14 protein-coding genes are annotated in these 18,409 nt (G+C 64.8%); 5 read left to right on the top strand and 9 right to left on the bottom strand.

Going from position 1 to position 18,409, the window contains the following annotated elements:
- Positions 1-27 precede the first annotated feature (27 nt).
- Positions 28-2,805, top strand: a complete 2,778-nt coding sequence (locus ACQ4W0_RS23680; RefSeq protein ID WP_436578978.1) for an ATP-binding protein — start codon at positions 28-30, stop codon at positions 2,803-2,805.
- Positions 2,806-2,808: 3 nt separating this feature from the next.
- On the opposite strand, the gene ACQ4W0_RS23675 is transcribed toward ACQ4W0_RS23680, so the two are convergent.
- Both ACQ4W0_RS23675 and ACQ4W0_RS23670 read right to left on the bottom strand, forming a co-directional pair.
- Positions 2,809-3,729 (bottom strand): lipase secretion chaperone, encoded by a 921-nt coding sequence (locus tag ACQ4W0_RS23675; protein ID WP_436578977.1) that lies wholly within the window; start codon positions 3,727-3,729, stop codon positions 2,809-2,811.
- A 10-nt stretch (positions 3,730-3,739) separates the two neighbouring features.
- Positions 3,740-4,654 (bottom strand): lipase family alpha/beta hydrolase, encoded by a 915-nt coding sequence (locus ACQ4W0_RS23670; protein ID WP_436578976.1) that lies wholly within the window; start codon positions 4,652-4,654, stop codon positions 3,740-3,742.
- 375 nt (positions 4,655-5,029) lie between these two features.
- Here ACQ4W0_RS23670 and ACQ4W0_RS23665 point away from each other — a divergent pair, with 375 nt between their 5' ends.
- A complete protein-coding gene (locus tag ACQ4W0_RS23665; RefSeq protein ID WP_436578975.1) occupies positions 5,030-5,686 on the top strand; it encodes a TetR/AcrR family transcriptional regulator in 657 nt (218 codons plus the stop codon).
- A gap of 45 nt (positions 5,687-5,731) precedes the next feature.
- Here the strand turns inward: ACQ4W0_RS23665 and ACQ4W0_RS23660 are convergent, their stop codons facing one another.
- Positions 5,732-8,056 carry a penicillin-binding protein 1A gene (locus ACQ4W0_RS23660; RefSeq protein WP_436578974.1) on the bottom strand — a complete coding sequence of 775 codons (2,325 nt, stop codon included), beginning with the start codon at positions 8,054-8,056 and terminating at the stop codon, positions 5,732-5,734.
- Between the two features lie 199 nt (positions 8,057-8,255).
- Here ACQ4W0_RS23660 and ACQ4W0_RS23655 point away from each other — a divergent pair, with 199 nt between their 5' ends.
- Positions 8,256-10,523 carry an OPT family oligopeptide transporter gene (locus ACQ4W0_RS23655; protein WP_436578973.1) on the top strand — a complete coding sequence of 756 codons (2,268 nt, stop codon included), beginning with the start codon at positions 8,256-8,258 and terminating at the stop codon, positions 10,521-10,523.
- A 56-nt stretch (positions 10,524-10,579) separates the two neighbouring features.
- On the opposite strand, the gene ACQ4W0_RS23650 is transcribed toward ACQ4W0_RS23655, so the two are convergent.
- Both ACQ4W0_RS23650 and ACQ4W0_RS23645 read right to left on the bottom strand, forming a co-directional pair.
- Positions 10,580-11,509 carry an AAC(3) family N-acetyltransferase gene (locus tag ACQ4W0_RS23650; protein WP_436578972.1) on the bottom strand — a complete coding sequence of 310 codons (930 nt, stop codon included), beginning with the start codon at positions 11,507-11,509 and terminating at the stop codon, positions 10,580-10,582.
- The gene (locus ACQ4W0_RS23645; RefSeq protein ID WP_436578971.1) at positions 11,502-12,707 is read right to left on the bottom strand and encodes a prenyltransferase/squalene oxidase repeat-containing protein; all 1,206 of its coding nucleotides are present in this window, start codon (positions 12,705-12,707) and stop codon (positions 11,502-11,504) included. Before ACQ4W0_RS23645 ends, ACQ4W0_RS23650 begins: the two co-directional genes overlap by 8 nt.
- A 166-nt stretch (positions 12,708-12,873) precedes the next feature.
- Between ACQ4W0_RS23645 and ACQ4W0_RS23640 the strand changes: the two genes are divergently transcribed.
- Positions 12,874-13,101 (top strand): hypothetical protein, encoded by a 228-nt coding sequence (locus ACQ4W0_RS23640; RefSeq protein WP_436578970.1) that lies wholly within the window; start codon positions 12,874-12,876, stop codon positions 13,099-13,101.
- A complete protein-coding gene (locus ACQ4W0_RS23635; RefSeq protein WP_436578969.1) occupies positions 13,068-13,718 on the top strand; it encodes a GNAT family N-acetyltransferase in 651 nt (216 codons plus the stop codon). Before ACQ4W0_RS23640 ends, ACQ4W0_RS23635 begins: the two co-directional genes overlap by 34 nt.
- On the opposite strand, the gene ACQ4W0_RS23630 is transcribed toward ACQ4W0_RS23635, so the two are convergent.
- From ACQ4W0_RS23630 to ACQ4W0_RS23615, 4 genes are all read right to left on the bottom strand, one after another.
- Positions 13,711-14,106 carry a hypothetical protein gene (locus tag ACQ4W0_RS23630; protein ID WP_436578968.1) on the bottom strand — a complete coding sequence of 132 codons (396 nt, stop codon included), beginning with the start codon at positions 14,104-14,106 and terminating at the stop codon, positions 13,711-13,713. The genes ACQ4W0_RS23635 and ACQ4W0_RS23630 overlap by 8 nt on opposite strands.
- A gap of 11 nt (positions 14,107-14,117) precedes the next feature.
- Positions 14,118-15,812, bottom strand: coding sequence for a hypothetical protein (locus ACQ4W0_RS23625; protein WP_436578967.1), 1,695 nt, complete (start codon positions 15,810-15,812; stop codon positions 14,118-14,120).
- A 12-nt stretch (positions 15,813-15,824) separates the two neighbouring features.
- Complete coding sequence (locus ACQ4W0_RS23620; protein ID WP_436578966.1) at positions 15,825-16,511, bottom strand: UPF0149 family protein; 687 nt, start codon at positions 16,509-16,511, stop codon at positions 15,825-15,827.
- 131 nt (positions 16,512-16,642) lie between these two features.
- A complete protein-coding gene (locus tag ACQ4W0_RS23615) occupies positions 16,643-18,148 on the bottom strand; it encodes a peptide MFS transporter (RefSeq protein ID WP_436578965.1) in 1,506 nt (501 codons plus the stop codon).
- Positions 18,149-18,409: the final 261 nt, after the last annotated feature.

The raw sequence follows: 18,409 nt of genomic DNA, 5'->3' as shown, positions 1-18,409 counted from the left end.
CTTTAACACTTTCTTCCCCACGCAAGAATGATAAACAGTCCCGTCCCGGCCTATGTCTTCGGCCCGTTTCGCCTTTTGCCGCTAGAACGCCTGCTGTTCGAGGGCGAGCGCGCGCTGCGCCTGGGCAGCAGGGCCATGGACTTGCTGCTGGCCTTGCTGGAACGCGCCGGCGACATCGTCGACAAGCGTGAATTGGTGGCCATCGTCTGGCCCCATGCCGTGGTGGACGACGCGACCTTGCGCGTGCATCTGGCGGCGCTGCGCAAGGCGCTCGGCGATGGCCGCGATGGCCAGCGCTACATCACGACCATTCCCGGGCGCGGCTACGGCTTCCTGGCGCCGCTGGCGCTCACGGGCCGGCTGGCGCCCGGTGCGGCTGGCGCCGAGCCACGGCATAACCTGCCCGTCATGCTGACGCGCATGCTGGGCCGCGCCGAGGCGCTGCAAACGATGGCCAACCAGCTGCTGCAATTGCGCCTGCTGTGCATTGCCGGTCCGGGCGGCATCGGCAAGACCACGCTGGCCGTTGTTCTGTCCACGCGCGTGCTGCGCCGCTATGCCGACGGCGTGTGTTTCGTCGACCTGTCACCGCTGGATGAGGGCCGCCTGGTGCCGCTGGCGCTGGCCACGGCGCTGGGAGTGGCGGTGCCGGCTGGCGAGGCCATGCCGGTCCTGCTGGCCTATTTGCGCCCGCGCCACATGCTGATCGTGCTCGATAACTGCGAACACGTGATCGGCGCTGCCGCCACGCTGGCCGATGCCTTGCTCAAGGGCGCGCCGCTGCTGCATGTGCTGGCCACCAGCCGCGAGCCGTTGCGCATCACCAGCGAGCAGTTGCTGCGCCTGCCCGCGCTGGAATTGCCGCCCGCCGATGCCGTGCCCGATGCGGCGGCGGCCCGGCATTTCTCCGCGGTGCAGCTGTTTTGCGAACGCTGCGCGGCTGTCGACGATGCTTTCGTGCTGGCCGACGCCGATGTTCCGGTGGTGGTGGACATCTGCCGGCGCCTCGATGGCATCCCGCTGGCGCTGGAGCTGGCGGCCGGGCGCATCGGCCATTTCGGCTTGCACGAATTGCGCCGCCAGCTCGATGACCGCTTTCGCCTGCTCACGCGCGGCGCGCGCAACATGCCCTTGCGCCACCAGACCCTGCGCGCCACCCTGGACTGGAGCTACGGCTTGCTCGATGCGCAAGAACGCCAGGTGCTGCAGGCGCTGAGCGTGTTCAAGAGCCGCTTCCGCCTGGAGTCGGCCAGCGCCGTGGCGGGATGCGACGTGTTCGACACGCTGGCCGACCTGGCCGCCAAGTCCTTGGTCAGCATCGAGTTTTGCTGCCAGCATGTGTATTACCGGCTGCTCGACACCACGCGCGCCTACGCTGCGGCGCTGCTGTCGGCCAGCGGGGGTGCCGGTGCCGTGCTGCTGCGCCATGCGCGCCATTGCCTTGGCCTGGCGGGACGCATTGCCGCCGACTGGGAAAGCATGCCGCCGGCGCAATGGAGCGCGCGCTACGGCCGCCATGTCGATGACCTACGCGCCGCCATCGACTGGGCCTTCGGCGAGGAGGGCGACGTAGCGCTGGGCGTGGCCCTGACCCTGGCCGCGCAAACCCTGTTCTATCAGCTGTCGCTGATGGATGAATACCGCGTGCGCGTCGAGCGGGCGCTCAAGCGCATGGCCACGCATGCGGTGGAGGACCCCGACAGCGAGATGCAGCTGCACGCCTCGCTGGCGCACCTGCTGCTGCATACGCAGGGCGTCACCGGCACCATGTTGCGTTCGTTCCAGCGCGGCTATGCGCTGGCCATGCGCACGGACGATGTCAGCCGCCGCTTTGATGCGATTTGCGGCATGTGGATCTGCAGCCTGAAGATGGCCGATTTTCAGGGCGCTGACAATTACGTGGCGCAGCTTGCCGTCCTGTGCGCAGCGCGCGACGACACGACGATGCGCCTGGTGCTGGCGCGCATGCGCTCGGCAGGCGAGTATCTGCGCGGGCGGTACGCGCAGTCGGCGGCGCTGGCGCGCATGGTGCTGGCGCACCGCGAGGGCGCCGGACAGCTTGGCTTCAACAATGCCTTGCTGGCCGATCACCAGGTTAGCCTGCGTGGCACGCTGGCGCGCTGCCTGTGGATGCAGGGCCGTCCCGACGACGCCCTGGCGCTGGCGCGCGAGGCGGTGACGGCGGGCTTCGAGCACAATGGCGTCACGCTGTGCGTGGCGCTGGCCATCAATGCCATCCCCGTCGCCCTGTGGTGCGGGCAGCAGGGACAGGCGCATGCCTGGACTTGCCTGCTGTGCGAGCATGCGGCCCGCTACGGCTTGCTGTACTGGAGCGCCTGGGGCGCCGCCTACCAGCGCCTGCTCGATGCGGGCGAGGCGATGACGGAGTTTCCCTGGCCCTCGGTGCGCAGCTGGCCGATACAGATCGATTTGATGGCCACCTTGCACGACGCCGCCGCCGATAGCCAGGCGCTGCGGCGCGCACGCACAGGGCAGGCGCCGTGGAGCGCGCCGGAAGTGCTGCGTCGCGATGCGCATCACCGCTGGCGGGCGCTGGCGCAAGGCGATGCGGCCGGCCTGGAAGCGGTACGCATGCAGCTGGAAGAGGCGCTGCAGCTGGCCAGGGGCCAGCAGGCGCCGGGCTGGGAGCTGCGCTGCGCCACCAGCCTGGCGGCCGTGATGCAGGCGCAAGGCCGCGGCGCCGCCGCGCATGCCTTGCTGGCCCCTGTCCATGCGCGATACCTGCAGGGGCGCGAGACGATGGACGTGATGGCGGCGGCGGCTTTGCTGGCGCAGCTGTCCTGATGCCTATTCGTAGGCGCCCAGCCGGCGCTGTTCGTCCGGCGTGAAACTGGCGTCGCGCAGCTGCTGCAGTGCTGCCGCATCCTGCGCGCCGCCGGCCAGGCCGACCTGCTGCGCCTTGAGCGCTTGATAGGCGATGATGCGCTGCTGCCACTGCGATTCCTCGCGGTCCAGTTCCGCCAGGCGCGCTGCCGCCGCCGGCGTGAACGTGCTGGCGCGCAGGCGGTAGACTTCATTCTCGCCGGCGCCCTGTGCCCGCAGGGTTTTGACGGAGGCGTCCAGCTGCGCCACCTGCAGCGGCGCATCGCGCGCGGCGCGCTGGGCCGGCGACAGCCGTTGATCCAGCGCCGCCAGCTGCGCCTGGCGCTGCGCTTCGTCCAAAGTGGCATCGCCGAGTATCGCCATGCGCGCCACGGCATCGTCGTCATACGCGTCGCTGGCGCCGAACAGGCCAGCGCTCTCCTCGGGCGTAAAATAATTGCCGCGCAGCGCGCGCATCGTTTGCAGGCGCGCGCGCGCGGCCAGGGCCGCATCGGCTTGCGCCGGCAAGGCCTGTTCCGCGCCGGCCAGCGCCTGCTTGTAGGCCAGATACGCGCCCAGCAGGCGTTTCGCTTCGCGGGCGGGGACGGGCGCCAGGCGCCGGTCCAGTTCCGCCTCGATCTGGCTGCGGATGGCGGCCAGCGGCTTTTCACCGAGGCCCGCCAGGTAGTAGTCGAACAGATGGCCCAGTTCCGCGTCGACCACCAGCTTGTCGCCGGCGGCCACCGTCACGTTGCCGTCTGGCCGCGTGCCTTGCATCGAGCGCACGAACGCGAACAGGTCCGGTTCCGCCTTTTCCTGCGGCGGGGCGGGTGGCTCGCCCGGGCGCAGCACCAGGTACAGGGCCAGGGCTGCCAAGCTAGCGCCGATGATCCATTTCGCGTGCATGCGCTTCTCCTTACAGTCCCAGGCCTTGCAGGCGGTTGGCTTGCTGGCGGAAGACGGTGACGGGGTTCGTCTCGAACAGGTTGACGATGCCGACGAACTGGTTGACTTCATCGAGGTGGTTCATGGCGTAGTCGTCGCGGATCACCTTGCCCAGGTGGCTGGAGCAGCTGCTGACCAGGCCATCGTTCTTGACGCCGCCGAAGGCCAGACTGATGGCCGCCAGGGCGGGGTCGCCTACGTCGAGCACATTCGTGTACGGTTGCGCGCCGCTCCACGAAAAATAGTACACGCCTTGCACCTGGTAGGCGCCTTCGCCGCAGGCGGTGGTCGGGATGCCTTGCGGGTGGCGGCTGTTGAAGGCCAGCGAGCCGGCCGTGGACAGGGAGGTCAGCGAGGCGCCCGCGTTTTGCGGCAGTCCCTTGTTGCCCGACAAAATGCCGATCAGGGAGGCGAGCGCGTTGCCCAGCGCGCCGCTGGTGTTGGGAATGGCGCCGCTGAGGATATCGGCCACCCTGGAACCCTTGTTGACGCCAGCCACGCTGGTGACGGACGCCACCAGGTCGGGCCGCACGGAGGCGACATAGCGGGCCGTGGGGCCGCCGTGGCTGTGGCCGATCAAGTTGACCTTGGTCGCGCCCGTGGCGGCGAGGATTTGTCGTACCTGCGACAGCAATTGTTCGCCGCGCACTTCGGTGCTGTTGGCAGCCGACACGGTGGTCACATACACTTGCGCGCCGCCGCTGCGCAGGGCGGCGGGCACGCCATAGAAATATTCGACGGGACCGAGCTTGTCGAAGCCGAACAGGCCGTGCACCAGCACGATCGGGTACTTTGTTTGCGTGTAGCCGGCGGCGCTGGCGCTACCGGGCAGGATGGCGAGGGAAAGCAGAAGGGTGGATAGCAGTTGCCAAAAGCGAGTCTTCATTTTGTCTCCGTTATGTATTAATACTCGATTAATAGTGGAAATGTCGATGCTGTAGCTATTAGCCGTGCGCTCCTGCACATTCTATCGATGCATTAAACATAGCGAGCGCTCGGTTTTTTGAATGTAGCACTACTGGATGTAAATTGCAGTGAATTGCAATGATGCAGCGCAATAACTGTGGGAATTTGGCGTTGCTTATGCACCCATTGCATAGTTGAAAAGTAAAATAGTTGTTTTCCTGAGCTATAATCGGCCCGGCATCAGCCGTCCCGCCGTCTTGCAATGCCGTGTCCAGGCATTGCATGGATATCGCTCCTACCACGTTACTTGGGAATGCACTTGTCGACCCATTTTAATTTTGAACAGTTTCAGCAGATGACGCCTTTAAATGGCGAAAACATCTGGGAATATATTCTTGACCGCCACGCGGAGCGCATCGGCGTCAAACGCCGCAAGCCGGCGCTGGAAAATCTTGAACGCATCTTCGTCGCCACCTTCCGCCTGGCCAATGACGTGGGCTTCCGCGCCATGAGCTTGCGCGACCTGTGCCGCGAGACGGGGCTGTCGATGGGCGGCCTGTATGGCTACATCACCAGCAAGGACCAACTGGCCGAAATGATCGAGGACGTGGTGCGCCACGCCACGCAAGCCTTGCCGCTGCTGTTTGCCGACGTGAAGTCGCCGCTGGACCGCCTGGAAGCGATGATACGTTCGTCGATCTACCTGTCCGAAGTGCTGCAGCCGTGGTTTTATTTTGTCTTCATGGATTCGCGCGTGCTGCAGGTGGAGCAGCGCAGCATGGCGAAGAATTCGGAACTGTATGTGCAGACGCTGATCGCTGCCACCATCGAGGAAATCGAGCCGAAGCCGCAGGGCGATCCCACCTTGCTGGCCGCGCACTGCCTGGCCCTGTTCCAGGACTGGTACGTGAAGCGCTGGAAGTACCGCGCGGCGAAGGTCCATGTTGACGATTTCGCTGACAGCACCGTGCAGACGGTGCGCGGATATCTGAGCATGGTCAAGGCGCCGTAAAAAACGCCGCCGTAAAAAAAGCCAGGATCGCTCCTGGCTTTTTCACTAGTTGGTTTCCACCGGTACCGTCTCCGGCACGGCCGCCGGATCCGTCGGCGTTTCCACGTCCATGTCGAGCGTCTTGACGCCATTCATGTCGATGAATTCATCGTACAGCCACTCGCCATCGACCTGGCTCAGGCCTGCCGGCACGGCGCGCGTCACTTGCGGGCGCGTGGAAAGCGCGGTGCGCATGTAGTCGATCCAGATCGGCATGGCCAGGGTCGAGCCGAATTCGCGTCCGCCCAGCGATTTCGGTTCGTCATAGCCCATCCACGCCACCGCCACGATGCCGCCGCCGTAGCCGGCGAACCAGCCGTCGACGGCGTCGCTGGTGGTGCCCGTCTTGCCGGCGATGTCGCTGCGTCCCAGTTTTTTCGTCGCCGCCGCGCCGGTGCCCGTGCGAGCCACCTCGCGCAGCATGCTGTCCATCACGAAGGCGTTGCGCGGGTCCAGCGCCAGGGTCTTGTCGTCGTTCGGCGCGGGCGGCTTGGTTTGCATCAGCACCGTGCCCTTGGCGTCGACGATGCGGTCGATCAGGTAGGGCTCCACCTGGTGGCCGCCATTGGCGAACAGGGCGTAGGCGCCCGCCATCTGCACGGGCGTGACGGAACCCGTACCCAGCGCCATGGTCAGGTTGCTGGGCTGGCGCGCAGGGTCGAAGCCGAATTTTTCCAGGAAGTCGTGCGTGTACGACACGCCCAGCGCGCGCAGGATGCGCACCGAGGCCACGTTCTTCGACTGCGCCAGCGCATAGCGCATGGTGATCGGGCCATCGAACTTGAAGTCGTCATTCTGCGGTGCCCATACCTTGCCGCCCGCCTGCATTTCCAGCGGCACGTCGTTGATCAGGGTAGCTGGCGAAAAGCCTTTTTCCAGCGCCGCCGAATACACGAAGGGCTTCATGGCCGAACCGGGTTGGCGCCAGGCCTGCGTGACGTGGTTGAACTTTTGCAGGTTGTAGTCGAAGCCGCCCACCATGGCGTGGTAGGCACCCGTGTCGGCATCGAGCGAAACGAAGGCGGCGGCCACCAGCGGCACTTGCGTGATGGCCCAGTTGCCCTTGCCATCCTTGGTGATGCGGATCACGGCGCCCGGGCGCAGCTTGATGCCGGCGCTCGCCTTGGCGGACAGCGCAGGGGCGGCAAAGCGCAAGCCTTCGCCCGTGATGGCCTTGGCGTCGCCATCGCCCGTGTCGGCCACCACCTTCCCGCTGGCGACGTCAAGGACGACGGCGGCGATCAAGCCGTCGCTGTCCGAGCGTTTTTGCAGTGCAGCATCGATGGCGTCGTCGCGCTGCTCGGGATCGGGCGGCATGTCGATGAAGGTTTCCGGGCCGCGGTAGCCGTGGCGCTGGTCGTAGGCGATGACGTTGCGGCGCGTCGAGGCGTAGGCCGCGTCCTGGTCCGCTTTCAGGATCGTCGTGTAGACGCTGATGCCCTTGGTGTAGCTGTCTTCCTTGTACTGGGCGTAGACTGCCTGGCGCGCCAGTTCGGCCACGTATTCGGCGTGCGTGTCGAAACCCTGCTTGCCGCGGGTATTGAAATGCAGCGGTTGCGCCAGCGCCTGCTGGTACTGGCCTTCGCTGATGTAATCGAGTTCGCGCATGCGTTTCAATACCAGCTGCTGGCGCGCGTGCGCCTTTTTCGGATTGCTGATCGGGTTGTGGCGCGAGGGGTTTTGCGGCAAACCGGCCAGCATGGCCATTTCCGCGATCGACAGTTCCGACAAAGGCTTGCCGAAGTAGGTCTGCGCCGCGCTGCCGAAGCCGAACGAGCGCTGGCCCAGGTACATCTGGTTCATGTACAGCTCGAGAATCTGCTCTTTTGACAGGGCCGCCTCGATTTTCAGGGCCAGCATGATTTCATTGAGCTTGCGCGAAGCGACTTTTTCGCGCGTCAGGAAGAAATTGCGCGCCACCTGCATGGTGATGGTCGAGCCTCCGCCGTGGCCGAAGCCGTGGCGCAGGTTCGACAGCACGGCGCCGCCGGCGCGCACGAAGTCGATGCCGTGGTGCTCGTAGAAGCGGCTGTCCTCGATGGCCAGCAGGGCTTTTTTCATCATTTCCGGCACTTGCGCTATCGGCACGAAGTCGCGGTGCTCTTCGCCGAATTCGCCGATCAGTACATTGTCGGCCGTGTACACGCGTAGCGGTATCTTTGGCTGGTAATCCGTGATGACGTCCAGCTCGGGCAGGCGCGGGCGCACGTACAGGAACAGGTAGGCGGCCAGCAGCACGGCTGCGGCCAGCGCGGCGCAGCCGGCGAGGATGAAGCCGCGCACGGTGGCGCGGCGGGAAGGCCAGGGGAATCCGGTTCGTTTGGCAGTCAAGGCAGTCTCACGTAAGCGTGCAAGGCACGGTGGCAGCGATTATAGACCAATGCGCCAGCGCTTCCTGTGCGGACGGGGCGCCGGATGCAGGAGCAAAAAACCTTTTCATCGAAACGCGGCTGTGCGATAGTCTCGGCTTCAAGAAAATAGCCCGGGCGTCAATCCGGGCTGTTTATTTTTAAAAATTAAGGAAATATCCATGGCAAAAGATGCAACACCGAGCGTCGTGAAGCCCTACATCCCGGCCGATGCGAAGCTGCCCGAGATGACCTTCCGCGCGCTGTTCATGGGCGTCATCCTGGGGATGGTCTTTGGCGCCTCCTCGCTGTACCTGGTGCTGAAAGTGGGCCTGACCGTCAGCGCCTCGATTCCCGTCGCCGTGATCGCCATCACCCTGTTTGGCCTGGCCAAGAAGGTGGGCGGCAAGGATTCGTCGATCCTGGAAAACAGCATCACGCAAACGGCCGGCTCGGCCGGCGAATCGCTGGCCTTCGGCCTGGGCGTGACCATGCCCGCCATCCTGATCCTGGGCTTCGACCTGGAAATCTCGCGCGTCATGCTGGTCGGTATCCTCGGCGGCCTGCTGGGCATCCTGATGATGATTCCCATGCGCCGCACCATGATTGTCGATCAGCACAAGGAACTCAAATTCCCCGAAGGCACGGCTTGCGCCGAAGTGCTGAAGGCGGCCGCCACGGAAGAATCGCGCATCGCCGCCGGCGAAAGCATCGAGAAGGATTCGGCTGCCGCGCTGGACGCCAAGCGCCGCGCCAAGATCATCTTCGGCGGCTTCGCCGTCGGCTTGCTGTATAAAGTGTTCAATATCTCGTTCAAGGGCTGGAAGGATACGCCGGGCGTGGAATTTGCAGCGCCGCTGAAGGGCGGCTCCATCGGCGCCGAGATTTCCCCTGAATTGCTGGGCGTGGGCTACATCATCGGCCCGCGCATCGCCGCCACCATGGCGGCCGGCGGCGTGCTGTCGTACCTGCTGCTGATCCCGATGATCAAGTTCTTCGGCGACAGCCTGACCACCGTGCTCTCGCCGGGCACCAAGTTGATCAGCGAAATGGGCGCCGACGACGTGCGCAGCGCCTATGTGCTGTACATCGGCGCGGGCGCCGTGGCCGCCGGCGGCCTGATTTCGCTGGTGCGCGCCATGCCCATGATCTGGCGCAGCCTGTCGGCTGGCCTGAAGGGCATCGGCAAGGGCGTCAAGAGCGATTCCACCCTGCGCACCGACCAGGATATCCCCCTGAAATGGGTCATCATCGGCTGCCTGTCCATCATCGCCGTGATCACCTTTGCCACGCCGCTGCACATGAATTTCCTCGGTGCGCTGCTCATTCTCGTCTTCGGCTTCCTGTTCGCCACCGTGTCGTCGCGCCTGACGGGCGAAATCGGCTCCTCGTCGAATCCGATCTCCGGCATGGCCGTGGCCACCTTGCTGTTTACCTGCCTGATCTTTCTCATCATGGGCTGGACGGGCGGGCGTTACTATGTGACTGCCTTGTCGGTGGGCGCCATCGTGTGCATCGCCGCCAGCAATGCCGGCACCACTTCGCAGGATCTGAAAACGGGCTACCTGGTGGGCGCCACGCCGCGCCTGCAGCAGTACGCGATCCTGGCCGGCGCCTTGTCGTCGGCCCTGATCCTCGGTCCGATCCTGCTGAAACTGAACGAAGCGAGCACCGTCTACGTGCCGGCCGCGCAAGTGGCGCCTGGCTTGACGGTCGATGCGTCCAAGCTGACGGTGACGGGCGAGCTGCATGGCCCGCAAGCCGACACCGACCACAATACGTATAAAGTCTGGCAAAAGACGGACACCGTGGGCGGCCCGGCCGGCAAATATTTTGTCAAGGACGATGGACAACTGGCTTACCTGGTCGATCCGGGCATCAATGGCCATTACAGCAAGCGTCCGGACGGTTCGGAAGTGAAAAAATACGATGCGCCGAAAGCCGTGCTGATGTCCTACATCATCAAGGGCATCCTCGACCAGCAACTGCCGTGGACCCTGGTGCTGTTCGGCGTGATGATCGCCGTGGTGCTGGAAATGGCCGGCATCCCGTCGCTGGCGTTTTCCGTGGGCGTGTACCTGCCGCTGTCGTCAACCCTGCCGATCTTCGTCGGCGGCCTGGTGCGCTGGCTGGCGGACCGCCGCAACAACAAGCTGGAACACAACGCAAAACTGAACGAGGAAGAGCGCCAGCTGGCGGGCGACCGCAGTTCGGGCGTGCTGCTGGCGTCCGGCTACATCGCCGGCGGCGCGCTGGCTGGCATCATCATTGCGATTACGGCCGGCGTGCTGACGCACTTCGACCAGATGATGGCCGACTGGGCCGAGCACGGCAACCCGTTCTACGCGGGCCTGCACTCGGATGCGCTGTCCCTGCTGCCGTATGCGGCCATCATCGTGCTGCTGTATATCGTGGCGCGTGAGAAGAAAGCGGATCGCCCGCAGGCTTGATGTTTTACGCATGCCAATGAGAACCGCCCGGTGTCATGACTATCCGGGCGGTTTTTTTATGTGTGCCCGATGGGCCGCGCCGCCAGCTGCGCCGCGCTGGCGTAGATCGTCACGTGCTCACTGGCCAGCCGGTGCAGGTGCTCATAAAACGCCTGCGCCGGAATGGCCCACGACGCCGCATCGCCAACCTGGCCGTTGACGCGCAGGCCGGCGGCGTCAAATTCCCGGTGAAAGTACTCGCGCAGGTCGCCACGGCCGGGATGGTCGATGCGGCGCTGTGCGACTGCCGGATCGAAAGGGCGCACGGGCACTTCCCAGCGCCGGCCGGCGTGGTCCAGGCAGGCCAGCAGCTTTGTATCGTCTTCCCACACGGGCACGGGAAAGGCGTCGCCCATGGCGTCTTCCAGCGCGTGATAGAACGTCACCGGCCCCATGGAGATGCCGAGACCCAGCACCTTCGCGTGCTCGCAGCCGATAAACCGCTGCCAGGGCGAGTCCATGCCGAAGATCGAGGGCGCGTGGTGGTGCGCCTCGGTGAGATCGGCGGCATGGCGGCCCCACGCGGACACGGAATGGGTGGGGTGGATGCTGCGCCGGACACCGGCGCTGGCGAGGAACGCTTCGGGCAGGCGGCCCATGTGCGTGCCATGTCGGCGTGGGTCGAACACATAGTCTGGCATGGCGCAGGTGGCGCGCACCGTGCCGCCGGGCAGATAGTAGGTGGGGAGCAGCAGGGTGCCTTGCGGGCCGACGGCGTCCTGCAGGGCGCCGATCACGGCCAGCGCACCGCCTTCCACGTAGCCCAGGCTTTTCAGCGAAGAATGGATGAACAGCGTCTCTCCCTGCGCGATGCCGAGTCGCGCCAGGCCGGCTGCCAGGGCGGCGCGCGTCACGTGGGGCGCGTTGTGGCGCACGTGCCGGGCGCTGGCGGCGCGGCGCCACGCTTCCAGCGCGGCCCTGGCGGTGCGTTTGGCACGTTCAAGCATCGCCGGCTTTCCGATCCAAATGCGGTTCCAGCGCCAGTTCCAGCAGGTTCGCATCGATGCAGAATTTGGCGGCCCAGTTCAGGTAAGCCCAGGTGCCGTAGTCGCCATCGATGGGAAACGAACCCTTGACGCCGCCGCGCGCGTACGCGGGGCCGTCGATGCTGACCGAGCGCCGCACGTAATGGTTCAGGCGGCGCCCTGCATCGAGGTAGTGGCGCTCGCCCGTGAGCTGGTACAGCAGGAACAGGCAATGCGCGTTTTGCGCGGAACCCGTGAGGCAGGCGTAGCTGGCCCCCGGCTGGAAGTCCGGGCCGAGGCGGCCCGCCAGGTAGCCATCGGCCGCCACGGCGTTGGCGATGCTCGTGCCGGTGCGCACGGCGGCGTGTAGCAGGTCGGCACGTGCCGAAAAGCGCTGCGCTTCGAGCAGGCCGCGCAAGGCGTAGCCGATGGTATGGGTCAGGGGCAGGAGCGGGTTGTCGAGGCAGTTCGAGGCGAACCAGCCGTTGGGACGCTGTTTGCTCAGCGCCCAATCGACCTGGCGCAGGCCGGCCGCGCCATAGCCGTAGCCCGGCGCCGCGCGCTCCGCTTCGAACAGGCCCCACGCTACATGCGTTTCGTAGGCCTTGTCGCCGGCGCTGGCGAACGGCGTCGGATGCCGGCGCCAGCAGCCGTCGGCATCCTGGCTGTCGCGCAGCCAGCTTGCCGCGCGGTGCATGGCATCCTGGTAGGCCGCGCCGTACGCTTGCGCGCCGGCGGCCAGACCAAGCAGGATCTGGCCCGTGTTGAAGGTGACGGGCACGCGCGGCGTCGAATCGATCTTCCCGCCCTGGAAGCCGCCTTGCGCGAACTGGATGGCTACGCACCAGTCGAGCATGCGGCGCGCGCGTCCGTGCAGCGCATCATCTGCCGTGCGCTGCGCCAGGGCGATCATGGTGGGGATGATGTAGCCGGTGGTCTCCGGGTAGGAGCTCGACCAGCCGGTCAGCAGGCTGTAGTCGCGCGCGACGCCGCCGTCGTTTGAACGGGAATGGTCTTGCGCCGCGCATAGCCAGGTCGTGCAGGCCTTGACGACGGCTTGCGGTCCGGGGTCGACGGCGGGCAGGCCGCGCCGGTCCGAAAGCCGCTCCATGCGCGCCGCCGCCGGCATGCCCGCTTGCGGCGCCAGTGTGTTCCTGATCTTCGTGAGCAAGGTGTGCATGGCAGTAATGGACAGTAATGGCGTGGTGGTGGGTTCAGGTTACTGTAGCGCTGGCAGCCGGCAGGGCCATTGACTTGCCGCAAGGATTAGCCGCCACATCGCTGCTGCCAGAATTGACGCAAATTGACGCATAATGGCTACTTCACCATCGTTGACGAGGCCCGCCATGAACAGCGTCACGCTTGAATACACCGTCGTCACCAATCCCGACTCCTTTGTCGGCTTCAAGTATTACGTCAAGGCAGGGCAGGCATTCGATGCCGATGATTTTGCCTATTCCTACAAGCTGAACCGGTCCGACCTGGACCCGGACAGCGTGCTGGCCACCCGCGAGGCGGCGGCGAATTTGCAGCCGGGCGAGTGGCTGAGAGTGTCGCATTCGATTGCGGCGTAGCGGTCCCACTACGTGTTTCTTCTTTCACTTTACCGGCCCGCCAGAGGTCTTTGCGTGTGAATCTTTCAGCATTTCCTGATATTTCTATTGTTCCAACCTCGGCTGAACACGCCGAAGCCCTTGCTGAACTGGTAGGACACAACCGTGACCACCTACACGCTTTCCTTCCCGCGGTGGTGCAACTGGCGTGCGTCGACGATGCCAGGGCCTATCTGGAAGCCGCTGCCGCGCGCGCCGCCAGCGGTGAAGTACTGGAATGGCATGTTTTTTCCGGCACGGCTTTATGCGGCAGCATCCGCCTGAAAGACATACAACAGGCTGACCGAAATGCGAGGATCGGCTATTACGTGGGACGCCAGTTCCAGGGCCGAGGCATCGCCAGCGCAGCGGTACGCGCCGTCCTAGTGCATGCGTTTGGCGCGCTGCAATTGCACCGCATCGAATTGCAGTGCGCGGCAGGCAATCATGCCAGCATGGGGCTGGCCGGGCGGCTGGGATTTACGCGCGAAGGCGTGTTGCGGCAGGCGGAATGGTTAAATGGTGCGTTTGTCGACCTGCATGTGTATGGCTTGCTGCAGCCGGATTTCGTGCCGGAAGGCGCCGCCTTGCCTATGTGATGGCCTGGTCTGGCATGAACCAGGCCCGCAGTTCCGCCTCGGCGCGCTGCGCCGCTGCCTGTGTCAAGGTCAGCACGATGATTTTTTCCCGCGCCGGGCGGTGCCCATCGTCGTCGGCCAGCTCGATGGCTTGCTCGAAGCTCGTGTAGTCGTGGCCGAATTCACACGGGCATTGCTGCACGATGCGCGCAGCCTTGCCAGCGTTCCGGTCCGCCAGGTTGACGATCGGATTGCCGTCATGAAACGGCTGGCCGTTGGCAAACGCGGTGCGCAGATACGGCGCGCACAGGCCATCGAGGAAGGCCAGGCGTGCCTGCCAGTAGACTTCTACCGCCGCATACACTGCCTGGTCCTCAAGAAAATCGGCAAACAGGAAGTCGTTCATCATGGTTTCCTCGGCTAGATGCCGAACACTTTCAAGATCGCATCGGTGAACCCCTCGAACCAGCTGCCCACCTTGCCCGGCTGCTTGCCGTGGTGCGGGGTTTCCTCGTACAGGTAGACGCCGTTGTCGCCGTCGAAGCGGTCGTTGAGCAGGGCTTGCTGGCCGCGCAGGTAGGGGATGAAGGTTTCGCTGCGCATCGTCGAGTACAGCACGTCAGTAGTAAAGCCCAGGGTGGCGGACTGGCTGATGGAGCGGCCCTGGCCCGCCCGCTCCAGGCGTACGCCACGGCAGCCGCGCACGATCAGGGTGACGGGGCCGCGAAAGACGATGAAGCGCAGCTGCAGGGTGAGCCAGGCATGCAGGCTGCCCAGGCGCCAGTGGCTGGACATCGCCAGCGACTGGCCCGTGTCGCAGATCAATCCCACCAGGCCCCGTGGCTGGAACACCAGCGCGCTGCCGGCCGGCAGGTGCAGGACGGCGATTTCCAGTAACGGGTCGTCGCTGGCGGAGATCGTCACGGATGCTGGTACGTCGCTGCGCAGGCGCGTCAGCGCCACCATGCCGGCGGCCAGGCTGGTAATTGGAAAGCGCCAGTCCAGCAGCCATTGCGTGCGCTTGCGCGTGCTGACGGGGGACGATTGCAGGTATTCGGGATGGATCAGCATCTGCTGCCCAGGGTTTAGCTGTAATGCCTGCGACACGGCGGAGATGCGCGATTCGCCATGTGGCGGAAGGGGAAGGGAGCTGCCCGCCATCTGCAGTTCGCGCGCAATCGACAGCGGCGGCAAACGGGACGCGATGGGCGCCAGCACGAAGTAAAAGAAGGCCTTGATGGCGACGGGCAGCAGGATGGCCGACAGCACCAGCAGGGCAGCCGTGGGCGCCACGTCCATGACGGGAGCGCGCCAGCGGGCGATCCAGTTGCGCGCCAGCTGCGTTTCGCCGGCCGCGATGGCCTTTTGTACGGGCGCCAGCGCGCCGGCCAGTGCCGCGTTGTCGATGGCGAATGGCGCGGGAAGGGCCGCATCGCTGGTGCGCGCGCGTTGCGTTGCCCATGCCCGATACGCTTGCAGGTTGATCTCGCGCAAGCGCTGGCCCTCGGCTTCGAGGCGCGACAACTGCGCGTAAGCGTCGCTGCCGGGCAGGCGGGCCGCCAGCGGGTGCTGGGCTTCCAGTTGCCGGCGCTGGCGCTGGTTGTGCTGCAGCGCGGCATACGCGCTGACGTGTTCTGCGTGCAGGCGCGCCAGCGTGTGCCGCGCATCTTCGCCGCTGATCGCCGCGTGCAGGGCGCTCAGATAACGGGCTTCCTGCGCCAGCACTTCGATTTCCACGTGGCGCGCCGCTTCGTCTTGCGCATGCAAGGCCAGCGTATCGGCATCGGGCAGGGGAAGGGTGAACAGCGACGGTTGCTGCCGCGCGCGTAGCTGGCGCAGGTGCGCCTGTACTTGCTGCAGGCGGGTGGCGATGGCGGTTTGCGAAGCGTGCTGCAGGGCGTTGACGCGGACCGTGGCGGCATCGGCCAGGCTGGCGCCATGGTTGCCGGCGTTGCTGGAAGCCTGGCGCAGGGTGGCCACGGCTTCGTTGCCGGCGCTGTAGGCGCGCCATTCGGCCAGCAGCAAGCGTCCGGCCAGCAGGATGACGATGAACAGCGCGAACTGCAGCGCGTGGCGCAGCAGGAAGCGCAGCAGGGACGTCAGCAGCTGGTGCAAGGAGGTGTTGTCTTAGGTGGCCGCGCTATCGGCGTCGGCGCAGCATTTTTTGTATTTTTTGCCGCTGCCGCAGTGGCACGGGTCATTGCGGCCCGTCTTCGGCACGTCGCGCAGCACGGTGGCGCCGGGCTGGTTTTGAACCTGGCTTTTCAGGTGGCGCTGGCGCGCCCAGGCCGCGTTGATGGCGATGACTGCGGGAATCACGCCATCCATGGCCGTTTCGGCCGCATCGTCGTCGAGCTCGCTGGCAGCGGCCAGGTGCTGGAACGGCGCCAGATATTGCGGGTGGCTGACGGCCAGGGCCGCCCACTGGGGCTTGTCCAGGCTGGTGCCAAGCAGGAAGCCTGCACACCAGGCGGGCACGCTCCATTCGGGGCCGCATACGTAGATGGGCTCGAAGCTGTCCGGGTCCTTCGCCAGCCATTCGACCATGTAGGCGTGGTGGCGCTGCGCCAGGGAGGCGGCACGTTCCTTGTCCGCGTCCTGTGCTGGCGCGGCGCTGCCTGCCGTCTTGTCCCATACCCAGGGCAACCATTGTTCAGGCGTGATCTGTTTCGGGCTCAGGGCGACGGCCGTGAGGAAACCTTCCAGCATGGACACGTCCATGGCGGCACCGGCCAGGGCGGGCGCGGCCAGCAGGGTGTCGAGTTCGGCGTATTCGTCGTCGGAGAGGGGCGTGGTGGTGGAGATGCTGGACATGGGATTCTTTATCGGGGTTGGTCGGGTGGCCGCTGGCCATGGCGGTATTGTACCGCCAGGCCAGGGCGAAACGGCTGTCGGAATGAAAAACGGCGACCCGCAGGCCGCCGTTTTGAGCGAGCACAGGACGCTTACTTCACGCCGTGCATCAGTTTGTTGATCAACGGTGCGATCAGGAACAGTACGACACCGGCGCCCAGCAGGGACCAGAAGCCGAAAGTATAACCGGACAGGGCCGACTGCACCGACATGCCGCTGGTACCGCTGACGTGGCTGGCGAAGATGCCCGACAGGTTGTTGCCGATACCGGTCGACAGGAACCAGCCGCCCATGCCCAGGCCGACCAGGCGCACTGGCGCCAGCTTGGTGACCATCGACAGGCCGATAGGTGACAGGCACAGCTCGCCGATCGATTGCAGCACATACACGGTGGCCAGGGTCCAGAACGGGATCTTGTTATCGGCGCCAACCAGGCTCGACAGAGCGAAGATCAGCAAGCCGAAGGCCACCGCATTGCCCAGCAAGCCCAGGCCGAATTTGCGCGGGATCGAAGGATTGACGTTGTGGCGCGCCAGGAAGACCCAGATGGCGGCGATGATAGGCGCGAAAACGATGATGGCGACCGAATTGACGGTCTGGAAGTAGGCGGTCGGGAAGATCCAGAAGCCCAGGTCGCGGTTGACGATCTTGTCAGCCAGGAAGGTAAACGAGCTGCCTGCCTGTTCGAAGAACATCCAGAACAGGATGTTGAAGACGAAGATCAGCAGCATGGCGATGACGCGGTCGCGCGCAACTTTACCGTTGCGTATGCCTTCGATCATCAGCATCACGGCCAGGCCGATGAACAGCGCGGTCAGGACGATTTGCAGCTTTTCAGCGCCGACGGTCAGCAGGAAGTACACGAGCGGGATCACGCACAGGGAGCCAACGGCTACCCAGAGGACGCGCATCGGGTTGCCGGCGCCGGCTTCCGGAGCGCCGATGCCTTTCAGGGCGCGGCGGCCGATGGCGAACCATACCAGGCTGATCAGCATGCCGAAACCGGAGGCCATGAAGACCATCTTGTACGACGGCATGGCGCTGGTGCCGAAGATCGACTCGGCCAGCCACTGGGTGAAGACAGGGGCAACCATGGCGCCCATGTTGATACCCATGTAGAAGATCGTGAAGCCACTGTCGCGGCGCGGATCGGCTGTCGTGTACAGCTTGCCGACCATGGTCGAGATGTTCGGCTTGAACATGCCGTTACCGACGATCATGGTGGCCAGGCCCAGGTTGAAGATGTCCTGGTTCGGTACCGAGATGCAGAACAGGCCTGCAGCCATGAAGACGGCGCCCAGCAGGATCGAGCGCTGGTAACCGATGACCCGGTCGGCGATGTAGCCGCCGAACAGGGCGCCGGCGTACACCAGCGCGAGGAAGGAACCGTAGGTCAGGTTGGCCGCTGCCTGTCCTGAACCGTCGCCACCGTGGAACTGGGCAACGATGTACAGTACCAGCGCCCAGCGAACTCCGTAGAACGCGAAGCGTTCCCAGAATTCAGTCATGAACAACATCCACAATGGGCTTGGATGGCCCATAATCTGCTTGAACTCGGGAATAACGGCTTCCTTGTTGGGCGTAGTCGCACCGCTCATGCGGTTCCTCCTGAAAAATTATTATAGTCAATCGATACAACAAACTTATGGAAGCCTGCGGGCGGCGGGGACTCTCATGAAGAACCTCACGCACGGGAATTCCAATAGGCAGGCATTCTAATCTACAAATTGCGCTGAGCGAAGGTTTCCATTCGCATTAGCAAGAATGACTGTTTCATATTAATCAAACCGGTTTGCAGGCAAGGGCGGCTCGGGCGATTTTGCGGCGCCACAGCACAACCTGCCCGACTTGTCGTATAT

This window comes from Janthinobacterium breve, from assembly GCF_051380895.1.
Taxonomy (GTDB): domain Bacteria; phylum Pseudomonadota; class Gammaproteobacteria; order Burkholderiales; family Burkholderiaceae_D; genus Janthinobacterium.
Note: the sequence above shows the minus strand (reverse complement) of the source record. Positions and strands in the feature narration are given on the sequence as shown.

Excerpts from the sequence above, each read along its gene's own strand:
- ACQ4W0_RS23680 (WP_436578978.1), top strand. The coding sequence starts at position 28 with ATGATAAACAGTCCCGTCCCGGCCTATGTCTTCGGCCCGTTTCGCCTT.
- ACQ4W0_RS23675 (WP_436578977.1), bottom strand. The coding sequence starts at position 3,729 with ATGCACGCGAAATGGATCATCGGCGCTAGCTTGGCAGCCCTGGCCCTG.
- ACQ4W0_RS23670 (WP_436578976.1), bottom strand. The coding sequence starts at position 4,654 with ATGAAGACTCGCTTTTGGCAACTGCTATCCACCCTTCTGCTTTCCCTC.
- ACQ4W0_RS23665 (WP_436578975.1), top strand. The coding sequence starts at position 5,030 with ATGACGCCTTTAAATGGCGAAAACATCTGGGAATATATTCTTGACCGC.
- ACQ4W0_RS23655 (WP_436578973.1), top strand. The coding sequence starts at position 8,256 with ATGGCAAAAGATGCAACACCGAGCGTCGTGAAGCCCTACATCCCGGCC.
- ACQ4W0_RS23650 (WP_436578972.1), bottom strand. The coding sequence starts at position 11,509 with ATGCTTGAACGTGCCAAACGCACCGCCAGGGCCGCGCTGGAAGCGTGG.
- ACQ4W0_RS23645 (WP_436578971.1), bottom strand. The coding sequence starts at position 12,707 with ATGCACACCTTGCTCACGAAGATCAGGAACACACTGGCGCCGCAAGCG.
- ACQ4W0_RS23640 (WP_436578970.1), top strand. The coding sequence starts at position 12,874 with ATGAACAGCGTCACGCTTGAATACACCGTCGTCACCAATCCCGACTCC.
- ACQ4W0_RS23630 (WP_436578968.1), bottom strand. The coding sequence starts at position 14,106 with ATGATGAACGACTTCCTGTTTGCCGATTTTCTTGAGGACCAGGCAGTG.
- ACQ4W0_RS23620 (WP_436578966.1), bottom strand. The coding sequence starts at position 16,511 with ATGTCCAGCATCTCCACCACCACGCCCCTCTCCGACGACGAATACGCC.
- ACQ4W0_RS23615 (WP_436578965.1), bottom strand. The coding sequence starts at position 18,148 with ATGAGCGGTGCGACTACGCCCAACAAGGAAGCCGTTATTCCCGAGTTC.